22 protein-coding genes are annotated in these 19,597 nt (G+C 68.8%); 18 read left to right on the top strand and 4 right to left on the bottom strand.

From position 1 onward, the window contains the following. Positions 1-133 precede the first annotated feature (133 nt). The 5 genes from ACOYJQ_RS12840 (at position 134) to ACOYJQ_RS12860 (ending at position 3,919) form a co-directional block, all read left to right on the top strand. Entirely contained in the window at positions 134-1,528 is a 1,395-nt protein-coding gene (locus tag ACOYJQ_RS12840) for a site-specific DNA-methyltransferase (RefSeq protein WP_433458944.1), read from the top strand. Between the two features lie 225 nt (positions 1,529-1,753). Beyond that, complete coding sequence (locus ACOYJQ_RS12845) at positions 1,754-2,209, top strand: hypothetical protein (protein WP_433458945.1); 456 nt, start codon at positions 1,754-1,756, stop codon at positions 2,207-2,209. Then, positions 2,187-3,227, top strand: coding sequence for a DNA cytosine methyltransferase (locus ACOYJQ_RS12850; RefSeq protein ID WP_433458947.1), 1,041 nt, complete (start codon positions 2,187-2,189; stop codon positions 3,225-3,227). The genes ACOYJQ_RS12845 and ACOYJQ_RS12850 overlap by 23 nt, the downstream gene beginning before the upstream one ends. A 9-nt stretch (positions 3,228-3,236) precedes the next feature. Next, entirely contained in the window at positions 3,237-3,455 is a 219-nt protein-coding gene (locus tag ACOYJQ_RS12855) for a DUF7220 family protein (RefSeq protein ID WP_092865846.1), read from the top strand. A 74-nt stretch (positions 3,456-3,529) separates the two neighbouring features. Next, positions 3,530-3,919, top strand: coding sequence for a hypothetical protein (locus ACOYJQ_RS12860; RefSeq protein ID WP_143103453.1), 390 nt, complete (start codon positions 3,530-3,532; stop codon positions 3,917-3,919). Between the two features lie 53 nt (positions 3,920-3,972). Here ACOYJQ_RS12860 and ACOYJQ_RS12865 read toward each other — a convergent pair whose 3' ends face one another. Both ACOYJQ_RS12865 and ACOYJQ_RS12870 read right to left on the bottom strand, forming a co-directional pair. Next, positions 3,973-4,545 carry a DUF3489 domain-containing protein gene (locus tag ACOYJQ_RS12865; RefSeq protein WP_433458949.1) on the bottom strand — a complete coding sequence of 191 codons (573 nt, stop codon included), beginning with the start codon at positions 4,543-4,545 and terminating at the stop codon, positions 3,973-3,975. Between the two features lie 90 nt (positions 4,546-4,635). Next, on the bottom strand, positions 4,636-4,860 hold the full coding sequence (locus tag ACOYJQ_RS12870; RefSeq protein WP_433458950.1) for a hypothetical protein: 225 nt from the start codon (positions 4,858-4,860) through the stop codon (positions 4,636-4,638). A gap of 111 nt (positions 4,861-4,971) precedes the next feature. On the opposite strand from ACOYJQ_RS12870, the gene ACOYJQ_RS12875 reads away from it, so the two are divergent. The 8 genes from ACOYJQ_RS12875 to ACOYJQ_RS12910 all read left to right on the top strand — a co-directional run bounded on the left by ACOYJQ_RS12875 (position 4,972) and on the right by ACOYJQ_RS12910 (position 12,697). Then, complete coding sequence (locus ACOYJQ_RS12875; protein WP_433458952.1) at positions 4,972-5,568, top strand: hypothetical protein; 597 nt, start codon at positions 4,972-4,974, stop codon at positions 5,566-5,568. Continuing rightward, positions 5,516-7,519 (top strand): phage terminase large subunit family protein, encoded by a 2,004-nt coding sequence (locus ACOYJQ_RS12880; protein ID WP_433458954.1) that lies wholly within the window; start codon positions 5,516-5,518, stop codon positions 7,517-7,519. The genes ACOYJQ_RS12875 and ACOYJQ_RS12880 overlap by 53 nt, the downstream gene beginning before the upstream one ends. 2 nt (positions 7,520-7,521) lie before the next feature. Beyond that, positions 7,522-7,731 carry a phage head-tail joining protein gene (locus tag ACOYJQ_RS12885; protein ID WP_036706675.1) on the top strand — a complete coding sequence of 70 codons (210 nt, stop codon included), beginning with the start codon at positions 7,522-7,524 and terminating at the stop codon, positions 7,729-7,731. Then, positions 7,731-9,287, top strand: coding sequence for a phage portal protein (locus ACOYJQ_RS12890; RefSeq protein WP_433458955.1), 1,557 nt, complete (start codon positions 7,731-7,733; stop codon positions 9,285-9,287). Before ACOYJQ_RS12885 ends, ACOYJQ_RS12890 begins: the two co-directional genes overlap by 1 nt. 5 nt (positions 9,288-9,292) lie before the next feature. After that, on the top strand, positions 9,293-11,347 hold the full coding sequence (locus ACOYJQ_RS12895) for a prohead protease/major capsid protein fusion protein (protein ID WP_433458956.1): 2,055 nt from the start codon (positions 9,293-9,295) through the stop codon (positions 11,345-11,347). Positions 11,348-11,424: 77 nt separating this feature from the next. After that, positions 11,425-11,760 (top strand): DUF2190 family protein, encoded by a 336-nt coding sequence (locus ACOYJQ_RS12900; protein ID WP_433458957.1) that lies wholly within the window; start codon positions 11,425-11,427, stop codon positions 11,758-11,760. Further along, on the top strand, positions 11,760-12,071 hold the full coding sequence (locus ACOYJQ_RS12905) for a head-tail joining protein (protein ID WP_433458958.1): 312 nt from the start codon (positions 11,760-11,762) through the stop codon (positions 12,069-12,071). Before ACOYJQ_RS12900 ends, ACOYJQ_RS12905 begins: the two co-directional genes overlap by 1 nt. Beyond that, positions 12,068-12,697, top strand: coding sequence for a DUF6441 family protein (locus ACOYJQ_RS12910; protein ID WP_400176153.1), 630 nt, complete (start codon positions 12,068-12,070; stop codon positions 12,695-12,697). The genes ACOYJQ_RS12905 and ACOYJQ_RS12910 overlap by 4 nt, the downstream gene beginning before the upstream one ends. 22 nt (positions 12,698-12,719) lie before the next feature. Here ACOYJQ_RS12910 and chrA read toward each other — a convergent pair whose 3' ends face one another. Further along, on the bottom strand, positions 12,720-14,087 hold the full coding sequence (gene chrA / locus ACOYJQ_RS12915) for a chromate efflux transporter (RefSeq protein ID WP_433458960.1): 1,368 nt from the start codon (positions 14,085-14,087) through the stop codon (positions 12,720-12,722). Next, positions 14,087-14,908: a sulfurtransferase/chromate resistance protein gene (locus ACOYJQ_RS12920; RefSeq protein ID WP_314189706.1), complete on the bottom strand. Its 822-nt coding sequence runs from the start codon at positions 14,906-14,908 to the stop codon at positions 14,087-14,089. Before ACOYJQ_RS12920 ends, chrA begins: the two co-directional genes overlap by 1 nt. A 170-nt stretch (positions 14,909-15,078) precedes the next feature. Between ACOYJQ_RS12920 and ACOYJQ_RS12925 the strand changes: the two genes are divergently transcribed. The 5 genes from ACOYJQ_RS12925 (at position 15,079) to ACOYJQ_RS12945 (ending at position 19,541) form a co-directional block, all read left to right on the top strand. Further along, positions 15,079-15,498: an acyl-CoA transferase gene (locus tag ACOYJQ_RS12925; protein ID WP_314189704.1), complete on the top strand. Its 420-nt coding sequence runs from the start codon at positions 15,079-15,081 to the stop codon at positions 15,496-15,498. Between the two features lie 24 nt (positions 15,499-15,522). Next, complete coding sequence (locus tag ACOYJQ_RS12930) at positions 15,523-16,464, top strand: phage tail tube protein (RefSeq protein WP_433458961.1); 942 nt, start codon at positions 15,523-15,525, stop codon at positions 16,462-16,464. Positions 16,465-16,466: 2 nt separating this feature from the next. After that, positions 16,467-16,904 (top strand): hypothetical protein, encoded by a 438-nt coding sequence (locus tag ACOYJQ_RS12935; protein WP_433458962.1) that lies wholly within the window; start codon positions 16,467-16,469, stop codon positions 16,902-16,904. 83 nt (positions 16,905-16,987) lie between these two features. Then, positions 16,988-17,131 (top strand): DUF7697 family protein, encoded by a 144-nt coding sequence (locus ACOYJQ_RS12940; protein ID WP_165093516.1) that lies wholly within the window; start codon positions 16,988-16,990, stop codon positions 17,129-17,131. Beyond that, positions 17,124-19,541: a phage tail tape measure C-terminal domain-containing protein gene (locus tag ACOYJQ_RS12945; RefSeq protein ID WP_433458964.1), complete on the top strand. Its 2,418-nt coding sequence runs from the start codon at positions 17,124-17,126 to the stop codon at positions 19,539-19,541. Before ACOYJQ_RS12940 ends, ACOYJQ_RS12945 begins: the two co-directional genes overlap by 8 nt. Positions 19,542-19,597 lie beyond the last annotated feature (56 nt).

Consider the following 19,597-nt stretch of genomic DNA (forward strand, 5'->3'; position numbering starts at 1 on the left):
CCTGAAACACTGCAAAATCAAATCCTTGAAGCTGGACACCCCCGGTGGCCGCTGGACCCCGCGTGGAGTCCAGTCTGGCCCCCGGAGTCCGGAAGCCAGGGGTGTCCATCCTGATCCGAGGAATGACCGCACGATGACGCTGAGCTTTGCCCCGGATCGGATCGAAATGTGGCCGCTGGCCAAGCTCCAACCCTACGCCCGCAATGCGAAGGCGCACGGGCCGGACCAAGTCGCGAAGATCGCCGCCAGCATGGCCGAGTTCGGCTGGACCGTGCCCTGTCTCGTCGGCGAGGACGGCGAGTTGATCGCGGGTCACGGCCGGGTGCTGGCCGCGACGCAGCTGGGGCTGACCGAGGCGCCGGTGATCGTGCTTGGGCATCTGACCGAGGCGCAGCGGCGGGCCTATCGCATCGCGGACAATAAATTGACCGAACTCGGGTCATGGGACGAGGCGCTGCTGTCGGCGGAGCTGAACGAGCTGCTGGCCGAGGATTTCGACCTGTCGCTGGTCGGGTTTTCCGATGGCGAGCTGGACAAGCTGCTGGCCTTCGTGCCGGAGGGGGACGGCGAGGAAGGGGACGCCGGGGGCTCGGTGCCGCCGGTGACCATCCCCGAGCCGCCGCGCAACCCGGCATCGCGGACCGGCGATCTGTGGATCCTCGGCAACCACCGCCTGCTCTGTGGCGACAGCACCAACCATGCCGATGTCCGGCGCCTGATGAACGGCGAGCGGGCAATCCTGTTCGCCACCGATCCGCCGTATCTCGTCGACTACGACGGCTCCAACCACCCAACCCGGAACAAGGACTGGTCGCAGTCCTACGGCGTCACCTGGGACGACAGCTCGCAGGGCGCGGAACTTTACGACGGCTTCATCGCGGCGGCCGTCGCCGAGGCGATCACCGAGGACGCGGCCTGGTATTGCTGGCACGCCTCGCGCCGTCAGGCGATGCTGGAAGCCTGCTGGGAAAAGGCCGGCGCCTTCGTCCATCAGCAGATCATTTGGGTGAAGGATCGCGGTGTTCTGACCCGGTCACATTACCTCTGGAAGCACGAGCCCTGCTTCATGGGCTGGCGCCGCCCGCACCGTCCGCCGAAGGTCGCCGAGCAGACGCTGCCCTCGACCTGGGAAATGCCGTCCTTCGCCAAGGACGAGCGGCCTGACCACCCGACGCCGAAACCGCTCGACGCCTTCGGGATCCCGATGCGCCAGCATGTGGCGCGGGGCGGACTTTGCTACGAGCCATTCTCTGGCTCCGGCTCGCAGATCATGGCGGGCGAAGCCAATGGCCGCCGCGTCTTCGCGATGGAGATCAGCCCGGCCTATGTCGATGTCGCCGTGGAACGCTGGCAGTCCGAGACCGGCCGCGACGCGATCCTCGACGGCGACGGACGGACCTTCGCGCAGGTGAGGACCGAGCGGCTGGGCGACGATGCCGAGGCCCCCGTTGATGTTTCGGACATGACCGCCGCTCCGGTCACGGACGCCGTCCCCGAACCCGCGCGAAAGCGCCAGACCGCCGCGTGACATGCATGACCTGGCTTTACCTTCCTCCGGATGCGCTTCCGGAGCCGGAGACGCATGCCTCTTCGGCCTCTCCCTCTGCTCAGGCGCTGGCGGGCTCGACCGCGCCGGACGTCTTCCTGTGGGCAATGTCCAATGGAAAACCGGCACCGCAGCCGCTGTCGTGGCGCGGGTGGAAATCGCGCCCATGGGTCCGGCTCCTCTCTGGGGTCTGGCCGGATGAAAGGGGTGAAGGGCACGTCGAAGTCCCTCGGCGACCCTTGTGCGACCTGCGGCACACCTCTGACGGCGGAAAACGCTGTGTGGCGTTCACCACCTCGGCACGGTCTGCAGTCGTGGTGCCGCCCGTGCCGCAACGCACGAAGCCTCGAGTATCAGCGCCTTCATCCGGAGCAACGGCGGACGACGGACCGGCGATGCCGGGAGAAGCTGAAGGACGAAGTGATCCGGGCCTATGGCGGCAAATGCGAGTGCTGCGGCGAGGCGACGCCGGAGTTTCTGGCCATCGACCATCGGCAAGGTGGGGGAACGCAGCACCGGAAAACGGTGTCATCGCCGACCGCGCTCCGGCGCCTCGTGATCCGCCAGGGCTTTCCGGACACCTACCGGCTGCTTTGCCACAACTGCAACCAGGCGATCGGTTGGTTCGGGAGTTGCCCGCATGCACGTGCTCAGTCTGTGTAGCGGTGCGGGCGGTCTCGACCTCGGGCTCCAGATTGCCCTGCCATCTTGCCGAACCATCGGCCTTGTCGAACGGGATGCCTTTGCAGCAGCCGTCCTTGTCGTCCGTATGCTCGATGGAATCCTCGACGATGCTCCAATCTGGGACGACGTTGGAACCTTCGACGGCCGCCCGTGGCGCGGCGCGGTGGATATCATCACTGCGGGCTATCCGTGCCAGCCGTTCTCCGTTGCGGGCAAACGTCGGGGCGCTGACGACCCGCGCCACCTTTGGCCGCATGTCGCCCGCATCATCGGCGAGGTCGAGCCGCCCTTCGTGTTCCTCGAAAATGTCGCCCATCATCTCCGCCTCGGCTTCCCCGAAGTCGCTGCAGGACTGGTCGGCATGGGCTACAAGCTTGCGGCAGGCCTCTTCACGGCGGCGGAAGTCGGCGCGCCCCACAGGCGCGAGCGGCTCTTCATCCTTGCCATCCGCGAGGGGGACGAGTTGGCCGACCCCGCGCGCCTGCTCTGGCACCCGGTCGAGTGGCGGGAACCGGACGGAACTGCTGCGGCTCTGGCCGACGCCGAGGGACAGTGCGAACGAGAACCGGCAGACAAAGCCGACGCCATCGCAGGAAGCAGGCCAGCATGGGATGAACCTGGCGACCACGGCCGCGATGTGGCCGACGCCGATGGCGAACGATGGGTGCAAGCCGAGCGCGGGCAACAGGCGGACGGCCGACCTGACCCACTCGGCGGGGATGTGGATGACGCCGACGGCGCGGGATCACAAGGATGGCGCGACGACGCTGGCGAACACCCCGGTGAACGGCCTGCTTGGCCGCCAGGTCCTGGTGACGCCGATGGCTGGGAGCGATACCTGCGATGTGCGCCGGACATTGAACCCGCTGTTCGTCGAGGCGCTGATGGGCTGGCCTACCGGGTGGACCGGCTTCGCCTCTGTGGCAACGGCGTGGTCCCGCTGGTTGCAGCGCATGCGCTGCGAACTCTCGCGGCTGAATTGCTGGCCGATGGATGAGGCGGCGACATGAAGCAATCCCGCCTCATGTCGCTGGTCGAGTCCGTCGCCAATGTGATCGTCGGCTACGGCGTCGCCGTGGTCACGCAGATCCTGATCTTTCCGATCTTCGGGCTGCACACGACGCTGGCCCAGAACCTGAAGATGGGCGCGGTGTTCACCGTGGTGAGCATAGCGCGGTCCTACGTCCTGCGGCGGCTGTTCGAACGGCTGCAGCGGAACACATAGCTTCGGGCAGTTACGATCTTTTTGCCGGCCGCGCATGAGGTGTATGGTGTGCCAAGTTCAGTAGGGACAGCAGCATGCCGCAACTTGAAGTCAAAGGGCTTGATCGAAGCGAATGGGGAAATTCGATTGTTCGAGTGCATCACTCACATCGAAGCGGAATTGGTCGATACGGTGTCGCTCGAGTAACAAACACGGCTGATCGATCGAGGTCATACGATACGGTTATTCTTGGCCACGATGATGACAGCGCGATCTACATGGCCTTTGATGCGAGGCAGGCGCTCGGAGTGGAAAAGGGCGAACGCCTGAATTTCGATCTCCAAGCGCTCGGATGGTTTGGCAAGATGCGCTGGTACCTTCGGACGCCGGATCCCCGGATCTATATCCCGGCGTGGCTCGCTGTTTGGTCGGTAGGCCTTGGCGCAATTGGGATCGTACTTGGGGTCATTTCGCTTCTTAAATGAACATGCATGCCGCCGCCCAGTCGGGGCGGCGGCCTGAGTTCTTGCGCGGGCGATCAGGCTGCCGGAAGCCGATAGACCCGCCCGCGCCCATCGACCTTCTCCGAGATCACCTCGAGCCCGAGCTTCTTCTTCAGCGCCCCGGCCATCGCACCGCGCACTGTATGCGACTGCCAGCCCGTCGCGGCCATGATCTCCTCGATGGTCGCGCCGTCCGGCGCGCGCAGCATGGCGATCAGGGTGGCCTGCTTCGTTCCCTCGCGCGGTGTGCGCGTCTTGGGCGCAGCCTTCGGTTCGGTGGGGGTGTCCGGCGCGGGCTCCTCGGTCGGCGCGTCCGTCGCGCCCACAGGCGCGGCGTCTGCGTCGTCGTGCTCGATGCCGATGGCGGCGAGGCCCGCGTCGGTGGCGACAAGCGTGACGCCGTGGCCGTCGCCGGTCTCGCGCCAGACGGGCTCGCCCTTGCGCATGTCGGCGTCGACCTCCTGCAGGAAGCCCTTGGCAAGCATCGCGCCGACCACCTTGGCGGCGGCTCCGCCGCGCAGGCTCTCGGGCAGCGGCAGGGCGATATGGTCGGGCCGCTGTGCGGCAGCGCTCAGGATCAGGGCTTGGGTGTCGGAAAGCTTGGTCATCGTCGTCTCCCGTGTCGGGGCGCGCGGGATGCGGGCCCTTCTAGGAGGCCGAGCCCGCCAAGCGGCGGGCGGGACCAGAAGCGGGTCGTCTCACTCGGCGTGTTCGCCTTCGTGGAAGGCCATGTCGGTGATCTCGCGCAGCTTGGCGCGGTAGTGGTTCAGGGTGCCGACATGGCCCCAGTTGATCTCGTCCGGGTGGATCTCGAAATGGTCCGCGCTGAGGGCGGCGAGCCGTTCCAGCATCGCGTCGATCTCGGTCTTCGCGGCGATGAAGGCGTCGAGGGCTTTCGTGTTGTCCTGTGCGCGGCGGGTCATCGTGGTGGCTCCGTGGTGAGTTGCATCGCTTCGTTGGAGTGACGTTCGCTCCGGTTGCGACGCTTATCAACTCGATAAGCGCATGATCTTGAATGATAATCGGAGCCATCGATGCAGGGCATGAGCGAGCGCCAGTACGCCGCCCATGTCGGGCTGTCGCGGGGCGCGATCCAGAAGGCGAAGACGGCCGAGCGGCTGGTGCTCTATCCCGACGGCAGCATCAACGCGGCGGCCAGCGACGCCAGACGTGCCGAGACGACGGACCCGTCGAAAACGAGAAAGCCGCCCGCGCCGAAGCTGAAGCCCGTCCCCGAGGCGGCGGTGGCCGCCGTCGGCGAAACGCTCCGCGAACAGGGTCTGGCGGTCCCGGCCGTCGGCGGCGGCACGACCTTCCTGCAGGCGAAGACGGCGAACGAGGTGCTGAAGGCGCAGGAGCGGCGCATCCGGCTCCAGAAGCTGAAGGGGGAGTTGATCGAGCGGGCCCGCGCGCTGGCGCTGGTGTTCCGGCTGGCGCGGGAGGAACGGGACGCGTGGGTGAACTGGCCCGCGCGCGCGGCGGCGCTGATGGCGGCTGAGCTGTCGGCGGCATCCAGCGACGCGACGGGTCAGCAGATCGCCATGGAGCCAGCCGCGATGCAGAAAGTGCTGGAGAGACATGTACGCGCCCACCTCGACGAGCTTGCCGAGGTCCGGCCCGACTTCCGGTGATGATGATGGCCTGATCGATTTCGACGGCGTGGGCGAGATCCTTCGCGCCTGGGGCAACGGGCTGCGGCCCGACCCGGACCTGACCGTCTCGGAATGGGCGGACCGGCACCGGATGCTTTCGGGCCGCGCCTCGGCCGAACCCGGGCGATACCGCACCGTCCGCACGCCCTATATGCGCGAGATCATGGATCGGCTGTCGCCCGGCGATCCCACGCAGCGGATCGTGTTCATGAAGGCCGCGCAGGTCGGGGCGACCGAGGCGGGCAACAACTGGATCGGGTTCGCGATCCACCAGGCGCCGGGGCCGATGCTGGCGGTCCAGCCCACGGTCGAGCTGGCCAAGCGCAACTCGCGGCAGCGGATCGACCCGCTGATCGATGAAAGCCCGGAACTGCGCGAGCGGGTGAAGCCCGCGCGCTCGCGGGACGCGGGCAACACGATGCTGTCCAAGGAATTCGCGGGCGGCATCCTGATCATGACCGGGGCGAACTCGGCGGTCGGGCTGCGCTCGACCCCGGCGCGGTACATCTTCCTCGACGAGGTCGACGCCTATCCGGCCTCGGCCGACGAGGAAGGCGATCCGGTCACGCTGGCCGAGGCGCGGTCGCTGACCTTCGCGCATCGGCGCAAGGTGCTGCTGGTCTCGACGCCGACGATCCGGGGGCTGTCGCGCATCGAGCGGGAATACGAGGCGAGCGATCAGCGCCGGTTCTTCGTGCCGTGCCCGCATTGCGGCGCGATGCAGTGGCTGAAGTTCGACCGGCTGCGCTGGCAGAAGGGCCGCCCGGAGACGGCGGAGTATCACTGCGAGGGCTGCGAGACGCCCATCGCGGAACACCACAAGACGGCCATGCTGGAGGGCGGCGAATGGCGGGCGACCGCCACGGCCGCCGATCCGACCACGGTCGGGTATCACCTCTCGGCGCTCTATTCGCCGATCGGCTGGCTGAGCTGGGAGCGGATCGTGCGGGCCTGGGACGCGGCACAGGGGTCGGACGAGGCGATCAAGGCGTTCCGCAACACGATCCTCGGCGAGACCTGGGTCGAGACCGGAGAAGCCCCCGACTGGCAGCGGCTCTATGACCGCCGTGAGGCATGGCGGCCCGGAACGGTGCCCGCGGGCGGGTTGTTCCTGACCGCCGGGGCCGACGTCCAGAAGGATCGGATCGAGATCGATGTGTGGGCCTGGGGTCGCGGGCTGGAAAGTTGGCTCGTCGATCACGTCGTGATCGACGGCGGGCCGGACCGGCACGACGCATGGTCGGAACTGACGGCGCTTCTTGACCGAAGCTGGCCGCATGAGTGCGGCGCGCATCTGCGCATCGCGCGGCTCGCCATCGACACGGGCTACGAGGCCCCGGCGGTCTATGCCTGGTCGCGCAAGGTCGGCTTCGCACAGGTCGCGCCGGTGAAGGGCGTCGAAGGGTTCAACCGATCGAGCCCGGTCTCGGGTCCGACCTTCGTCGACGCAACAGAGGGCGGCCGCCGCCTGCGCCGCGGCGCCCGGCTCTGGACGGTAGCGGTGTCGACCTTCAAGGCCGAGACCTATCGCTTCCTGCGGCTTGATCGGCCGACGGCAGAGGAACGCGCCGAGGGGGCGGCCTTTCCGCCCGGCACGATTCACCTGCCGACATGGGTCGAAAGCGAGTGGCTGAAGCAGGTCGTGGCCGAGCAGCTGGTGACGGTTCGCACGAAGCGCGGCTTCGCCCGGCTCGAATGGCAGAAACTGCGCGAGCGGAACGAGGCGCTGGATTGCCGGGTCTATGCCCGCGCCGCCGCCTGGATCGCGGGCGCGGATCGCTGGCCGGACGAGAAATGGCGCGACCTCGAGGATCAGCTCGGGGCGGCGCCGACCGACAGCGATCCCGCCGGGCAGATCAACCGGCAGGGACAGGCCCCGCAGGGCAAGCGCCGCTCCGACTGGCTGGGGCGGCGGGAGGGATGGTTTTGAACATGACCGACTGGACGGAAACCGAGCTTTCGGCGCTGCGCCGGGCCTATGCCAGCGGCACGACCCGCGTCAGCTATGACGGCAAGTCGGTGGACTATGGTTCGGCAGAGGATCTGCTCGCCCGCATCCGTACCATCGAGCGCGCCATCGCGGGTGTCGGTCGACCGTTGCCGGTGGCCGGTCTCGCGGGCTTCTCGCGCGGGGACAGGTGATGGCGGTGAACTGGTTCGACCGCGCCATTGCCTCGGTCGCCCCACGAACCGCTGCTCGTCGGGTGCTGGCGCGGCAGGCCTTCGAGATGCTCGCGCGGGGCTATGACGGCGCCGCGAAGGGCCGCCGCACGGACGGCTGGCGCGCGCCCGGATCCTCGGCCGATACCGAGATCGGCATGGCCGGGGCGCTCCTGCGCGACCGGATGCGCGATCTCGTGCGCAACAACCCGCATGCGGCCAAGGCGGTGGCGGTGCTGGTGAACAATATCGTTGGCGCGGGAATCATGCCACGCGCCGCCAGTGGCGACGAGGCGCTGGACCGGCGCGTCGACGATCTCTTCGAGCGATGGGCCGAGGCCTGCGATGCGGACGGCCAGCTCGATTTCTACGGGCTGCAGACCCTGATCTGCCGGGAGATGATCGAGGCGGGCGAGGTGCTGGTGCGTCGTCGCCTGCGGCGATCCTCGGACGGTCTGCCGGTGCCGTTGCAGCTTCAGGTGCTGGAGGCCGACTTCCTCGACGCCACGAAATCCGGCGCCATCGGCGCTGGTCGTCTCGTCCAGGGAATCGAGTTCGACCCGGTCGGCAAACGCCGGGCCTACTGGCTGCACAGCGAACACCCCGGCGATGCCCATGGTGCCCTGCGCGGCGGGTTCGATAGCCACCCGGTCCCGGCCAGCGACATCGCCCATGTCTACGAGAAGCAGCGCACGCAGGCGCGCGGCGTTCCATGGGGCGCCCCGGTGATCCGGGCGCTGCGTGATCTCGACGACTACGAGGTCGCCGAAATCGTCCGCAAGAAGACCGAGGCCTGCGTCACCGCCATCGTCTTCGGCGACGACGAGGCGCAGCAGGGCATCGCGCCCGCCGTGGTCGATGCCGATGGCAACCGGGTCGAGCAGTTCGAGCCGGGGCTGATTGCCTATGCGCGGGGTGGCAAGGACATCCGCTTCAACCAGCCCTTGGCCACCGGCGGCTATGGCGAATACAAGCGCGCCAGCCTGCACACGATCTCGTCCGGGTTCCGGGTGCCCTACGAGCTGCTGACCGGCGATCTCAGCCAGGTCAACTATTCCTCGATCCGGGCGGGGCTTGTGGAGTTCCGCCGCCAGATCGACGCCGTCCAATGGCAGCTGTTCATTCCGATGTTTTGCGCGCCGGTCTGGCGCTGGTTCACGGAAGCCGCGTGGGCCTCGGGGCAGATCCCGTCGCCGACCGTCCCGGTCGAATGGTCGCCGCCGAAGTTCGAGGCGGTCGATCCGCAGAAGGACGCAATGGCGAACCTGCTGTCGATCCGCTCGGGCACCATGACGCTGGCCGAGGTGATCGCCCGGCAGGGCCGCAATCCCGACGCCGTACTGGCCGAGATCGCGGCGACCAATGCCAAGCTCGACGCGCTGGGGCTGGTGCTCGACAGCGACCCGCGCCGTGTCACGAAAACCGGCAGCGCGCAGACCGGCGATCCGGCGGCCGATCCGGATGCAGACGAACCGGCCGACGACCCCTCCGCCGACGCGGATGAAACCGATCCGGCGCAGGCCGACCAACAGGACTGACCTTCATGGACACGATGATCGAACTGCCGGCCATGCGCCGGTCGGCGGAGCTTGCGCCGAATACCGCCGATGCCGACAGCCGCACCGTCGAGGTGGTCTGGTCGGCCGGGGCGCGCGTCCGCCGTGCCACCTTCTTCGGCGAGCCTTATGACGAGGAACTCAGCCTCGACCCGGCCCATGTCCGGCTCGACCGGCTGAACGCGGGCGCACCGTTCCTGAAGGTGCACGAGCTCGACACGCTCGACGCGGTGATCGGTTCGGTCGTGCCGGGCTCGGCCCGGATCGAGAACGGCCGCGGCATCGCGCTGGTGCGGATCAGCGAGCGCGCCGACGTAGAGCCGATCTGGCGCGACATCCAGGCCGGGCACATCCGCGCGGTCTCGATCGGCTACCAGGTCCACCGCTTCGAGGTCTCGAAGCCCGAGGCCGGCCGCGAACTCTGGCGGGCGGTGGACTGGACGCCGTTCGAGGTCTCCGCCGTCGCGGTCGGCGCCGATCCCGCCGCGGGCTTCCGCGCCCAGCATCCCCTTCACGACTGCGTCCTCCACCGCCGGGACGCCCCCACAGCGCAAGGAGCATCCCCGATGACGGACAAGACCCAGACCCCGGCGAGCGACGCCACAACTCCCGCCACCACACAGCCGACCGAGCCGGTCGCAACCGAGGACACAACCATGACCGAGCCGAAAGCGGCTGCGCCTGACCCGAAGGTCTCGGCCAGCGAGACGCGCAGCCAGCCGAAGACGCAGGCAACTCCCGCGCCCGACACCGAGGCTGTCGCCACCCGCGCCCGCGAGGCCGAGCGCGACCGCGTCTCCACCATCTACGATCTGGCCGGGCGGCTGAACCTCGAGCGGGGCTTCGCCGAGGATCTGGTGAAACGCGGCGTCAGCGTGGACGAGTCCCGCCGCCTGATCCTCGACCAGGTCGCCGCGAAGTCGGACGAGACCCGGACCTTCCCCCATGTCCCGGTCCCGCTCGGCGGCCGCGACGAACGCATCACCCGCCGCGACGCCGTGGCGAACGCGCTGCTGCACCGCTACAGCCCGACGCTGTTCCAGCTGGAGGACGCCGCGCGCCAGTACCGCGGGATGACGCTGCTGGAACTGGCCCGCGAAAGCCTCGGCAATGCCGGGGTGAACACCCGGGGCCTGTCGCGCGACGAGGTGGCGACACGGGCCCTGCACTCGACCTCGGACTTCCCCGAGATCCTCTCGGCGGTCACCAACAAGACGCTGCGGCAGGCCTACGAGGCCTATCCCCGCACGTTCATGCTGTTCTGCCGCCAGGTGCTCGCCACCGACTTCAAGGCGATGCACCGGGTGCAGCTCGGCGAAGCGCCGCAACTGCTGGAGGTCGGCGAGAGCGGCGAGTTCAAGCGCGGGACGCTGGGCGAGAGCAAGGAGAGCTACAAGGTCAAGACCTATGGCCGGGTGGTCGCGATCACCCGCCAGACGCTGATCAACGACGACCTCGACGCCTTCACCCGGATCCCGGCCATGTACGGCAACTCCATCGCGCAGCTGGAGTCGGACGTGGTCTGGGGCATCATCACCGCCAACCCGGCCATGGCCGACGGCAACGCGCTCTTCCACACCACGCACAAGAACCTCGCAGGCACTGGCGCGGCGCTCGACGTCGGCAGTGTCGGCGCGGCCCGCGCCGCCATGGCCAAGCAGACCGGCCTCGACAAGAAGACGGTTCTGAACGTCCGCCCGGCCTTCCTGATCGTGCCCGCCTCGCTGGAGCTGAAGGCCGAGCAGCTGGTGGCCCAGAACCTGGTGCCCGCCGCGACGTCCAGCGTGGTGCCGCAGTCGATCCGGACGCTCGCGCCGATCAGCGAGCCCCGGCTCGACGCTGCCAGCGAGACCGCCTGGTATCTGGCGGCCTCGCCGAACCAGATCGACACCATCGAGTACGCCTATCTCGAGGGCCAGCAGGGCGCCTACATCGAGACCCGCAATGGCTTCGACGTCGACGGGGTCGAGATCAAGTGCCGCCTCGACTTCGGCGCCAAGGCCATCGACTGGCGCGGCCTCTACAAGAACCCGGGCGCGTAACCCGCACCCCATCCTGAACCCTGACACACGGGCGGTCCTGACGGGCCGCCCTTCGTCTTTCCACGAGGATTCTCCCCATGAAAAACTACGTCCAGCCCGGCAACACCATCACCCTGACCGCGCCCCATGCCGTCGCCTCCGGCGATGGCCTGCTCGTCGGCTCCATCTTCGGCATCGCCGCGGGCGCCGCCGCCATCGGCGATCCCGTCGAGACCGCGCTCGTCGGAATCTTCGACATCACCAAGGTCGGCTCCCAGGCCTGGACCGTCGGCGCCAAGGTCTATTGGGACGACACCAACAAGCGCTGCACCACGGTCGCCACCGACAACACCCTGATCGGCGTGGCCGTCGAAGCGGTGGCCAGCGGCGCGGGCGACACCATCGGCCGGGTCCGCCTGAACGCGACGTTCTGATGAGCGCCTTCGCCGCCGCGCTCAGTGGGCTCTTCGCCGATCCGAACATCGGCCGGGACGCGGTCTACATCGCCGACGGCGGCGTGCCTGTGCTGGTGCGGGTCGTTGCCCGGCGCGCCGACGCCATCACCGACTTTGGCGATGCGCGGCTCTGGTCCGAAACCATCCGGATCGACCTGCGCGTCGCCGAGGTGGCGAACCCGCGCCCCGGCGACCGGATCGAGATCGACGGAGATGCTTTCCTCATTCAGGGCGAGCCCATCCGTGATCGCGAACGGCTGGTCTGGACTATCGATCTGAGGCCAGTGTGAAACTGAAGCTCGCCATCGATCCCGACATCGTCGCCCTGATGGCAGCCGAGGTCGCGGCCGGCGAACGCGCTGTCACCGCCGCCATGCGCGAGGCTGGCACCGGCCTGAAATCCGCCTGGCGCACACAGATCACCGGTGCGGGGCTGGGCACGCGCCTCGCCAACTCGATCCGCTCCGCCAGCTTTCCGAAGTCCGGCGAAAGCCTGAACGCGGCAGCACTGGTCTGGTCGAAGGCCCCGGTCATCGTGGGCGCGCATGACACTGGGCCGCTGATCCGCTCGAAGAACGGGTTCTGGCTGGCGATCCCGCTGCCTGCGGCGGGCAAGTCCCTGCGCGGCGGCCGGATCACGCCCGGCGAGTGGGAACGGCGACGCGGGTTGCGCCTGCGCTTCGTCTATCGCCGCACCGGCCCGAGCCTGCTGGTGGCGGAGGGGCGGCTGAACACGAAGGGCCAGGCGGTGGTGTCGCGCTCGAAGACCGGGCGCGGAAAGGTCACCGCGCCGATCTTCCTGCTGGTGCCGCAGGTCAAGCTGCCGAAGCGGCTGGATCTCGCTCGGGACGCGGACCGGGCATTGGACAGCGTGCCGGGGCTGATTGTCGCGAACTGGGTGGAGGCGAAGATTTGACTGCGCCGCAACAAGAGCGGCCTCAGGTCAAGCCCATTGACGCCAGCGCGACACCGGCCAGCGCACAGCCCGCAAGTACCGTCACGGCGCCCAGCCGGAAGCGGAACACCGCCACGAGCGCGGCAAGCACCAGCGCCGCAGCCGCCAGGTTCACCGTGGACCAGACGGGCACATCGAGATCGAGGCCGAAGGACGTGAGGGTGCGCACCTCGTCGAAGACCACATGCAGACCGAACCAGACGGCGAGGTTCAGGATGACGCCCACCACGGCCGCGGTGATGGCGGTGAGTGCGGCGGTCAGCACCGCGTTGTCGCGCAGACGCTCGATGAAGGGCGCGCCGAGGAAGATCCACAGGAAGCAGGGAACGAAGGTCACCCACGTCGTCAGCAGCCCACCAAGCGTTGCCGCCATCAGGGGCGACAGGCCGCTCGCCTCGCGGAAGGCACCCATGAAGCCCACGAATTGCGTCACCATGATCAGCGGGCCGGGCGTGGTCTCCGCCATGCCGAGCCCATCCAGCATCTCGCCGGGAGCGAGCCAGCCGTAGTTGTGGACCGCCTCCTGCGCGACATAAGCCAGTACCGCATAGGCGCCGCCGAAGGTTACCACGGCCATGACGCTGAAGAAGCTCGCGATCTGCGAAAACACGTTCTCCGGCCCAAGTGCCGCGAACAACAGTCCAACCGGCGCCAGCCAGAGGACGAGGAAGACGCCGGAGATGCGAAACGCCCAAGCCCGGTTGACCCGGGTGTGATCCGGCGATTCCTCGCCCAGCAGCGTATCGGCGTCGTCGACCTGGACCTTGCCGACCTTTCCGTGTCCGCCGCCGCCATGGAATGCTGGCAGGCCCGCCCGCGCGCCGAAGAACCCGATCAGGCCAGCGATCAGGATGATCAGCGGGAATGGGATGGCGAAGCCGAAGATCGCCACGAACGAGGCCGCGGCGATGGCGACCATCGCGCGGTTCTTGAGCGCACGCGAGCCGATGCGGATGACCGCCTGCACCACGATGGCGAGCACCGCGGCCTTGAGCCCGAAGAACAGCGCCTCCACCGGCCCTACATTGCCGTAGAGCGCGTAGATCCAGCTCAGCGCCATGATCGCCACGACGCCGGGCAGCACGAAGAGGACCCCCGCGATGATGCCGCCGAGCGTCCGGTGCATCAGCCAGCCGATATAGACGGCGAGTTGCATCGCCTCGGGGCCGGGCAGGAGCATGCAGTAGTTGAGCGCATGCAGGAACCGTTTCTCGCCCAGCCAGCGCTGCTCCTCGACCAGGATCCGGTGCATGAGCGCGATCTGCCCGGCCGGACCGCCGAAGCTCAGGAGACCGATGCGGGCCCAGATGCGGGTGGCGGCGGCCAGCGTGGGGTATGCGCGATCCTGCATCAGTCCGCCTTCGGCTTGTTCGTGGGCCAGTTGTGGGTCTCGTCGGTGGCGTCCCGCGCCCATCGGTAGAAGGCGTCGTAAAGCAACATCCCGGCCTCCAGCTGCTCCAGATCGTCGGAATACATCCGCGACAGGCCGAGCGACGCGGCTAGCAGACCGGCCGCTTCGGGCGCGAGGTCGAGGCGGGCTGTATCGGCGCCGCGCACGATTGTCGCGAGCCGGTCGAGCGCGGGAATGCTCAGGCCGAACTCGGCCAGCATCACGTCGAAAGTGCAGAGGTCGTCCCGGTGGCTCCAGAACACGCCTTCGATGTCGAAGGGCGACGCGTTGTAACGTTCTGCCACGCCCACCACCTCGGCGGGCGCCACGAACAGGATGATCGCGCGGGGATCGAGAAAGCGCCGGATCAGCCAGGGACACGCGATGCGGTCGATCTTGGGGCGCGCGCGCGTGACCCAGATGGTGCGGCCCTGCGCGTCGCGCGCGGGCAACTTCGCGGGATCGATCAGCGGCAGTCCGGCGGAGCGCCAGGCCTCGAACCCACCCTCGAGATACTCCGAGGCGCAGCCCTCGGCGCGAAGCCAGGCGGCGGTGCCCTGACTGCGCCGGTGACCGGCCTGACAGACGGCGATCGACGGCTGGCCGCCGAGTTGCGGCGCGAGGGCGGCGAGCGCCTGGTCGTCGATCCGGACAGAACCTGGGAGCAATCGTGGATCGGCGGCGAAATCTTCCTCGGACCGCACGTCGAGCAAAAGCGGTGCGCGGGGGGTTCCGATGATGCGGGTGAGCTTGTCGAACGAAATGGCATTGGGCGCAGGCATGTGCGTTCCTCCGTCGCCGGGGTTGAACAGGAACGCGATCTTCAGCTGGCGCCTCGTGGGGAGCTCGCAATCCCCATGGGTCCAGTTACCGGAAGTGCTCTGAAACTGTCAAGAATTGCAAAGGTCAAGCTGCCCATGTTCGGGCGCTTCGGACATCGAAGAGACCCTCCATGCCCACCCCTCGTGAAACCATCCTCGCCGCGCTGCACGCGCGGCTCTCGGCGCTGCCCGCCACCGCGCTCCGTGGCGAGGTGCTGACCGAGCGCGTTCCAGCCGAGGGCCTGCTGATCCTGCGCGACGGAGAGCCGGGGGAGCCCGATGTGACGCTGTCGCCGCTGGCCTATCACTACCAGCACCGCGCCGAGATCGAGGCGGTCGTTCAGGGCGCCGATCGTGACGCGGCATTCGACACGCTGACCGCCAGCATCGGCGCGACACTCGCCGCCGACCGCACGCTCGGCGGGCTCTGCGACTGGGTGGAGGCCGAAGCCCCGCGCCCTGTGGACCTGCCGGTCGAGGGCGCCGCCAGCCTGAAGGCCGCCGTGATCCCGGTGATCCTGCACTATTCCACGGCCGATCCGCTCGGCTGATCCCGACAACCCGAGGAGAACACCATGGCACGAGCCCAGGGGGCGCGGGCGCTGATGGCGCTTGCGTTCGAGACGACCTATGGAACGCCGCCCGCCAGCGGCTTCACCCGCATGCCCTTCGCCAGCACGTCGCTCGGCGCCGAGCAGCCGCTGCTGAACTCGGAGCTGCTCGGCTACGGCCGCGATCCGCTGGCGCCGATCAAGGACGCGGTCACGGCGGACGGCGATGTCGTCGTGCCGCTCGACGCCGAGGCCTTCGGGTTCTGGCTGAAGGCGGCGTTCGGTGCGCCGACGACCACGGGCGTGGAAGCGCCATACAGCCACGAGTTCCAGTCGGGGTCCTGGACGCTGCCCAGCATGTCGATCGAGACCGGCATGCCGGAGGTGCCGCGCTACGCGATGTATTCCGGCTGCGTGCTCGACCAGATCACCTGGCAGATGCAGCGCTCGGGCCTGCTGACCGCCACGGCGCGGCTGGTGGCGCAGGGCGAGACGGTGGGCACGACGACCAGCGCCGGAACGCCTGCGGCGCTGGAACTGAAGCGTTTCGGGCATTTCAACGGCGCGATCACGCGAAACGGGACCGCCCTCGGCAACGTGGTCTCGGCCGAGATCACCTATGCCAACAATCTCGACCGGATCGAGACCATCCGCTCGGACGGCCGCATCGACGGTGCGGATCCGTCCATCGCAGCGCTGACTGGCCGGATCGAGGTCCGCTTCGCCGACCAGACGTTGGTGACGCAGGCGATCAATGGCGAGGCCTGCGAGATGGAGTTCGCCTATGTGCTGCCGTCCGGCGAGAGCTTCACCTTCACCGTGCACGCCGTCTACCTGCCGCGCCCGCGCATCGAGATCTCCGGACCGCAGGGCGTCCAGGCGACGTTCGCCTGGCAGGCCGCCCGCGACAGCGTGGTCGGCCGGATGTGCACGGCAACCCTGATCAACGACATCGAGGTGTACTAAGGATGCTGACGCTCGACCTGAACAACGCTCCGCGCTGGCATGACCTCGCCCCCGGCGTCCGGGTGCAGCTCCGCCCGCTGACCACCGCGCTGATGGTGGCGACACGCAGCGATGCGGCCGTCGAGGCGGTTCCCGAGGAGGCTTCCGACGAGGAGCGCGCGGTCGCCTTCGCCAAGGCGCTGGCGCGGCGGGCGGTGCGCGCCTGGGAGGGCATCGGGGACGCGGACGGCAATCCCATCGATCCGAGCCTCGAGGCCATCGACGCGCTGCTCGATGTCTGGCCGATCTTCGAAGCCTTCCAGCTGACCTACGTCTCGAAGGGCCTGCTGCTGGAACAGGAAAAAAACGCCTCCGCGCTCTCGCCGAATGGTCCTTCGGCGGGGGCGAGCGCTACTGCGACGCCTGCGCGCAAGAATGCCCGGACTGCCCGGCGCGGCTGAACCGTCCGGAAACGCCGGAGGGTTGGCAGGTCTGGGACCTGGTCGGCCGTCTCGGTGGTCAGCTGCGTGTCCTGCCGGGCGCCGTGATCGGCTGGGACATGTCGGCGGCGCTGGCGCTCGGTGACGCGCTCGGCGTGCCGCCGCTCGCCATGGCCGAACTGCTGCCCGTCATCGAGGCGGTGATGGTCGCAAAACTCAACGAACAGATGGATCACTCCCATGGCTGAGAAGAGGGTCAGCGTCCGCCTCGCGGCCGTGGGCGGACGGCAGGTGCGCGCCGAACTGGAGGGCGTAGGCGAAGCGGGGTCGCGCGGCTTCGGACGGCTGAGCCGGGAGATGGAAGCGGCGAACGCCCGGCTCGCTGCGTTTTCCCGCCGGGTCCGGGTCGCTGCCGCTGCTGCCGTAGCGGCCGCCGCCGCCGCTGGCGTGGCGATGATCCGGTCCGGGCTGCAGACCGTCGATGCACAGGCCAAGCTCGCGCAGTCCCTCGGCACCACTGTCGCCTCGATCCAGACGCTGGAGCGGGCGGGCGAGCTGGCGGGCGTGTCCATGTCCGGCATCGAGCAGGCGACGAAGGATCTGACGCGCCGTCTAAGCCAGGCGGCCGCCGGGACCGGCCCCGCCGCCGATGCGCTGGACCGGCTCGGGCTGTCGGCCAACGAGCTGATCGCGCTGCCGCTGGACCAGCGCGTCGGCGCGATCAACGCCGCCATCGAGAGCTTCGTGCCCGCCGCCGAGCGCGCGGCGGTCGCAGGGCAGCTATTCGGCGAGGAAGGCTCCATCGCGATGAGCCGGATCGACACCGCGACGCTGCGCCAGGCGACGGAGGACGTGCTTGCCTTCGGTGTCGTGATCTCGGAGCAGGACGCCGATCAGATCGAGCGGACAAACGACGCCATCTCCCGGCTCGGGCTGATCTGGCGCGGGCTGTCGAACCAGCTGGCCGTCGCCGCGGCGCCTGCGCTCGAAGCCGTCGCCGACGCCATGGCGGCGGTCGCCAGCCGCACCGGTCCGCTCGGGATCGCGATCCGCGGTCTCTTCGACAATATCGGCCGCCTGACCACCTATGCCGCCACCTTCGCGGCGTTCCTCGCGGGCCGCTGGGTGGCCGGCGTGGCGGCTGCGGCGATCTCCGTCCGCGGTCTCGCCACCGCGCTGGTCGTGCTGCGGGGCGCGCTCATCCGCACCGGCATCGGGGCGCTGATCGTCGGCGCCGGCGAACTCGTTTACCAGTTCACCCGGCTCGTCTCCGGCGCCGGCGGTTTCGGAGAAGCGATGTCGCTCCTGAAGGACCTCGCGGTCGAGGTCTGGGAACGCATCAGGATGGGCGCGGCGGCGGCGGGCGCGGCCGCGACGGCGATGTTTTTCGACCTCAAGGCCGACGCCGCGTCGGGCATGCAGAGCGCCATCGAGAGCGTCGTGGCTTTCGGCAACACGGCCGCGAACACGTTTGAAGGCGCGTATGAAGCCATCAAGGCGATCTGGGGTCTGCTGCCCGCCGCCATCGGCGATCTGGCGTTCCAGGCCGCGAACAGCCTGGTCGATGGCGTCGAGGGGATGCTGAACGGCGTGGTCTCGCGCATCAACGGCTTCATCGGCGGCATCAACCAGGGGCTCGAAGCGCTGGGGTCGGAGCGCCGAATCTCGCTGGTGCCCGACCTCGACCTCGGCGAGATCGAGAACCGCTTCGAGGGCGCGGCCAGTGCTGCCACGACGGCGGCGCAGGCGGCGTTCGACCGTGCGTTCGAGGACAATCCGCTCACCGCGCCCGATCTCGGTTTGGCCGAGGCTGCGAACCGCGCGCTCGAATCCGCGAACCTCTATCGCGGCGCCGCGCGCGATCTGGCCGAAGGGGCCCGCGCGCCCCTCGAAAGCTGGCAAGCCCTGCGCGATGCCGTGCGCGGCACCGACGAGGCCAGTGCCGATGCGCTGACCGAGGCCACCGGCGCGGCCGAGCGGCTGGAGACGGCGCTCGGCGATGCCGGACGCGCCGCGACGGGCGCCGGTGCGGCGGCCGGAGCTGCCGCCGCTGCGGCAGAGCCCGCGACCGAGGCTGCCGTCACCGGTTGGCAGGCGGTCACGGCGGCGCTGTCGGACTACGCCAGCAAGGCCCGCGACATCGGTGGCGATATCGGCCAGAGCCTCGTCGGCGCCTTCCAGTCGGCCGAGAACGCCGTCGGCGAGTTCGTGAAGACAGGCAAGCTGAACTTCCGCGACCTCGTCACCTCGCTGCTGGCCGATCTCGCCCAGCTCGCGGCGCGCCGGTTCATCCTCGGGCCGATCGCGAACGCGCTCTCCGGCGTGTTCTCCGGCGCGGGCGGCATATTCGCCAACGTCCTGCATGCGGGCGGGATGGTCGGATCGGCCGGGCCCTCGCGCATGGTCCCGGCCATGGCCTTCGCCGCGGCACCCCGAATGCATGGCGGCGGCATGGCGGGGCTTCGTCACGACGAAGTGCCCGCGATCCTGCAGCGCGGTGAGCGGGTGCTGTCGCGGCGGGAGGCGCAGAGCTACGGCGCGGGTGGTGGCGTCAACGTCACGATCATGGCCCGCGACGCCGAGAGCTTTCGGCAGTCCCGCACACAGGTCGCGGCAGACATCGCCCGCGCCGTGTCGCTCGGGCGGAGGGGTATGTGAGTGCGACCCCGCAAGTGGGAACCGGTTGCGGGGGCCAGAGCGCGAACCATGGAGAG

The organism is Pseudochelatococcus sp., from assembly GCF_050946405.1.
Classification (GTDB): Bacteria; Pseudomonadota; Alphaproteobacteria; order Rhizobiales; family Beijerinckiaceae; genus Pseudochelatococcus.

Bases quoted from the DNA above. Each gene is read 5' to 3' on its own strand.
- ACOYJQ_RS12880 (WP_433458954.1), top strand. From the start codon at position 5,516: ATGTACGCGCCCACCTCGACGAGCTTGCCGAGGTCCGGCCCGACTTCC.
- ACOYJQ_RS12925 (WP_314189704.1), top strand. From the start codon at position 15,079: ATGCCCACCCCTCGTGAAACCATCCTCGCCGCGCTGCACGCGCGGCTC.
- ACOYJQ_RS12920 (WP_314189706.1), bottom strand. From the start codon at position 14,908: ATGCCTGCGCCCAATGCCATTTCGTTCGACAAGCTCACCCGCATCATC.
- chrA (WP_433458960.1), bottom strand. From the start codon at position 14,087: ATGCAGGATCGCGCATACCCCACGCTGGCCGCCGCCACCCGCATCTGG.
- ACOYJQ_RS12895 (WP_433458956.1), top strand. From the start codon at position 9,293: ATGGACACGATGATCGAACTGCCGGCCATGCGCCGGTCGGCGGAGCTT.
- ACOYJQ_RS12930 (WP_433458961.1), top strand. From the start codon at position 15,523: ATGGCACGAGCCCAGGGGGCGCGGGCGCTGATGGCGCTTGCGTTCGAG.
- ACOYJQ_RS12900 (WP_433458957.1), top strand. From the start codon at position 11,425: ATGAAAAACTACGTCCAGCCCGGCAACACCATCACCCTGACCGCGCCC.
- ACOYJQ_RS12855 (WP_092865846.1), top strand. From the start codon at position 3,237: ATGAAGCAATCCCGCCTCATGTCGCTGGTCGAGTCCGTCGCCAATGTG.
- ACOYJQ_RS12860 (WP_143103453.1), top strand. From the start codon at position 3,530: ATGCCGCAACTTGAAGTCAAAGGGCTTGATCGAAGCGAATGGGGAAAT.
- ACOYJQ_RS12905 (WP_433458958.1), top strand. From the start codon at position 11,760: ATGAGCGCCTTCGCCGCCGCGCTCAGTGGGCTCTTCGCCGATCCGAAC.
- ACOYJQ_RS12865 (WP_433458949.1), bottom strand. From the start codon at position 4,545: ATGACCAAGCTTTCCGACACCCAAGCCCTGATCCTGAGCGCTGCCGCA.
- ACOYJQ_RS12945 (WP_433458964.1), top strand. From the start codon at position 17,124: ATGGCTGAGAAGAGGGTCAGCGTCCGCCTCGCGGCCGTGGGCGGACGG.
- ACOYJQ_RS12885 (WP_036706675.1), top strand. From the start codon at position 7,522: ATGACCGACTGGACGGAAACCGAGCTTTCGGCGCTGCGCCGGGCCTAT.
- ACOYJQ_RS12870 (WP_433458950.1), bottom strand. From the start codon at position 4,860: ATGACCCGCCGCGCACAGGACAACACGAAAGCCCTCGACGCCTTCATC.
- ACOYJQ_RS12850 (WP_433458947.1), top strand. From the start codon at position 2,187: ATGCACGTGCTCAGTCTGTGTAGCGGTGCGGGCGGTCTCGACCTCGGG.
- ACOYJQ_RS12890 (WP_433458955.1), top strand. From the start codon at position 7,731: ATGGCGGTGAACTGGTTCGACCGCGCCATTGCCTCGGTCGCCCCACGA.
- ACOYJQ_RS12935 (WP_433458962.1), top strand. From the start codon at position 16,467: ATGCTGACGCTCGACCTGAACAACGCTCCGCGCTGGCATGACCTCGCC.
- ACOYJQ_RS12840 (WP_433458944.1), top strand. From the start codon at position 134: ATGACGCTGAGCTTTGCCCCGGATCGGATCGAAATGTGGCCGCTGGCC.
- ACOYJQ_RS12875 (WP_433458952.1), top strand. From the start codon at position 4,972: ATGCAGGGCATGAGCGAGCGCCAGTACGCCGCCCATGTCGGGCTGTCG.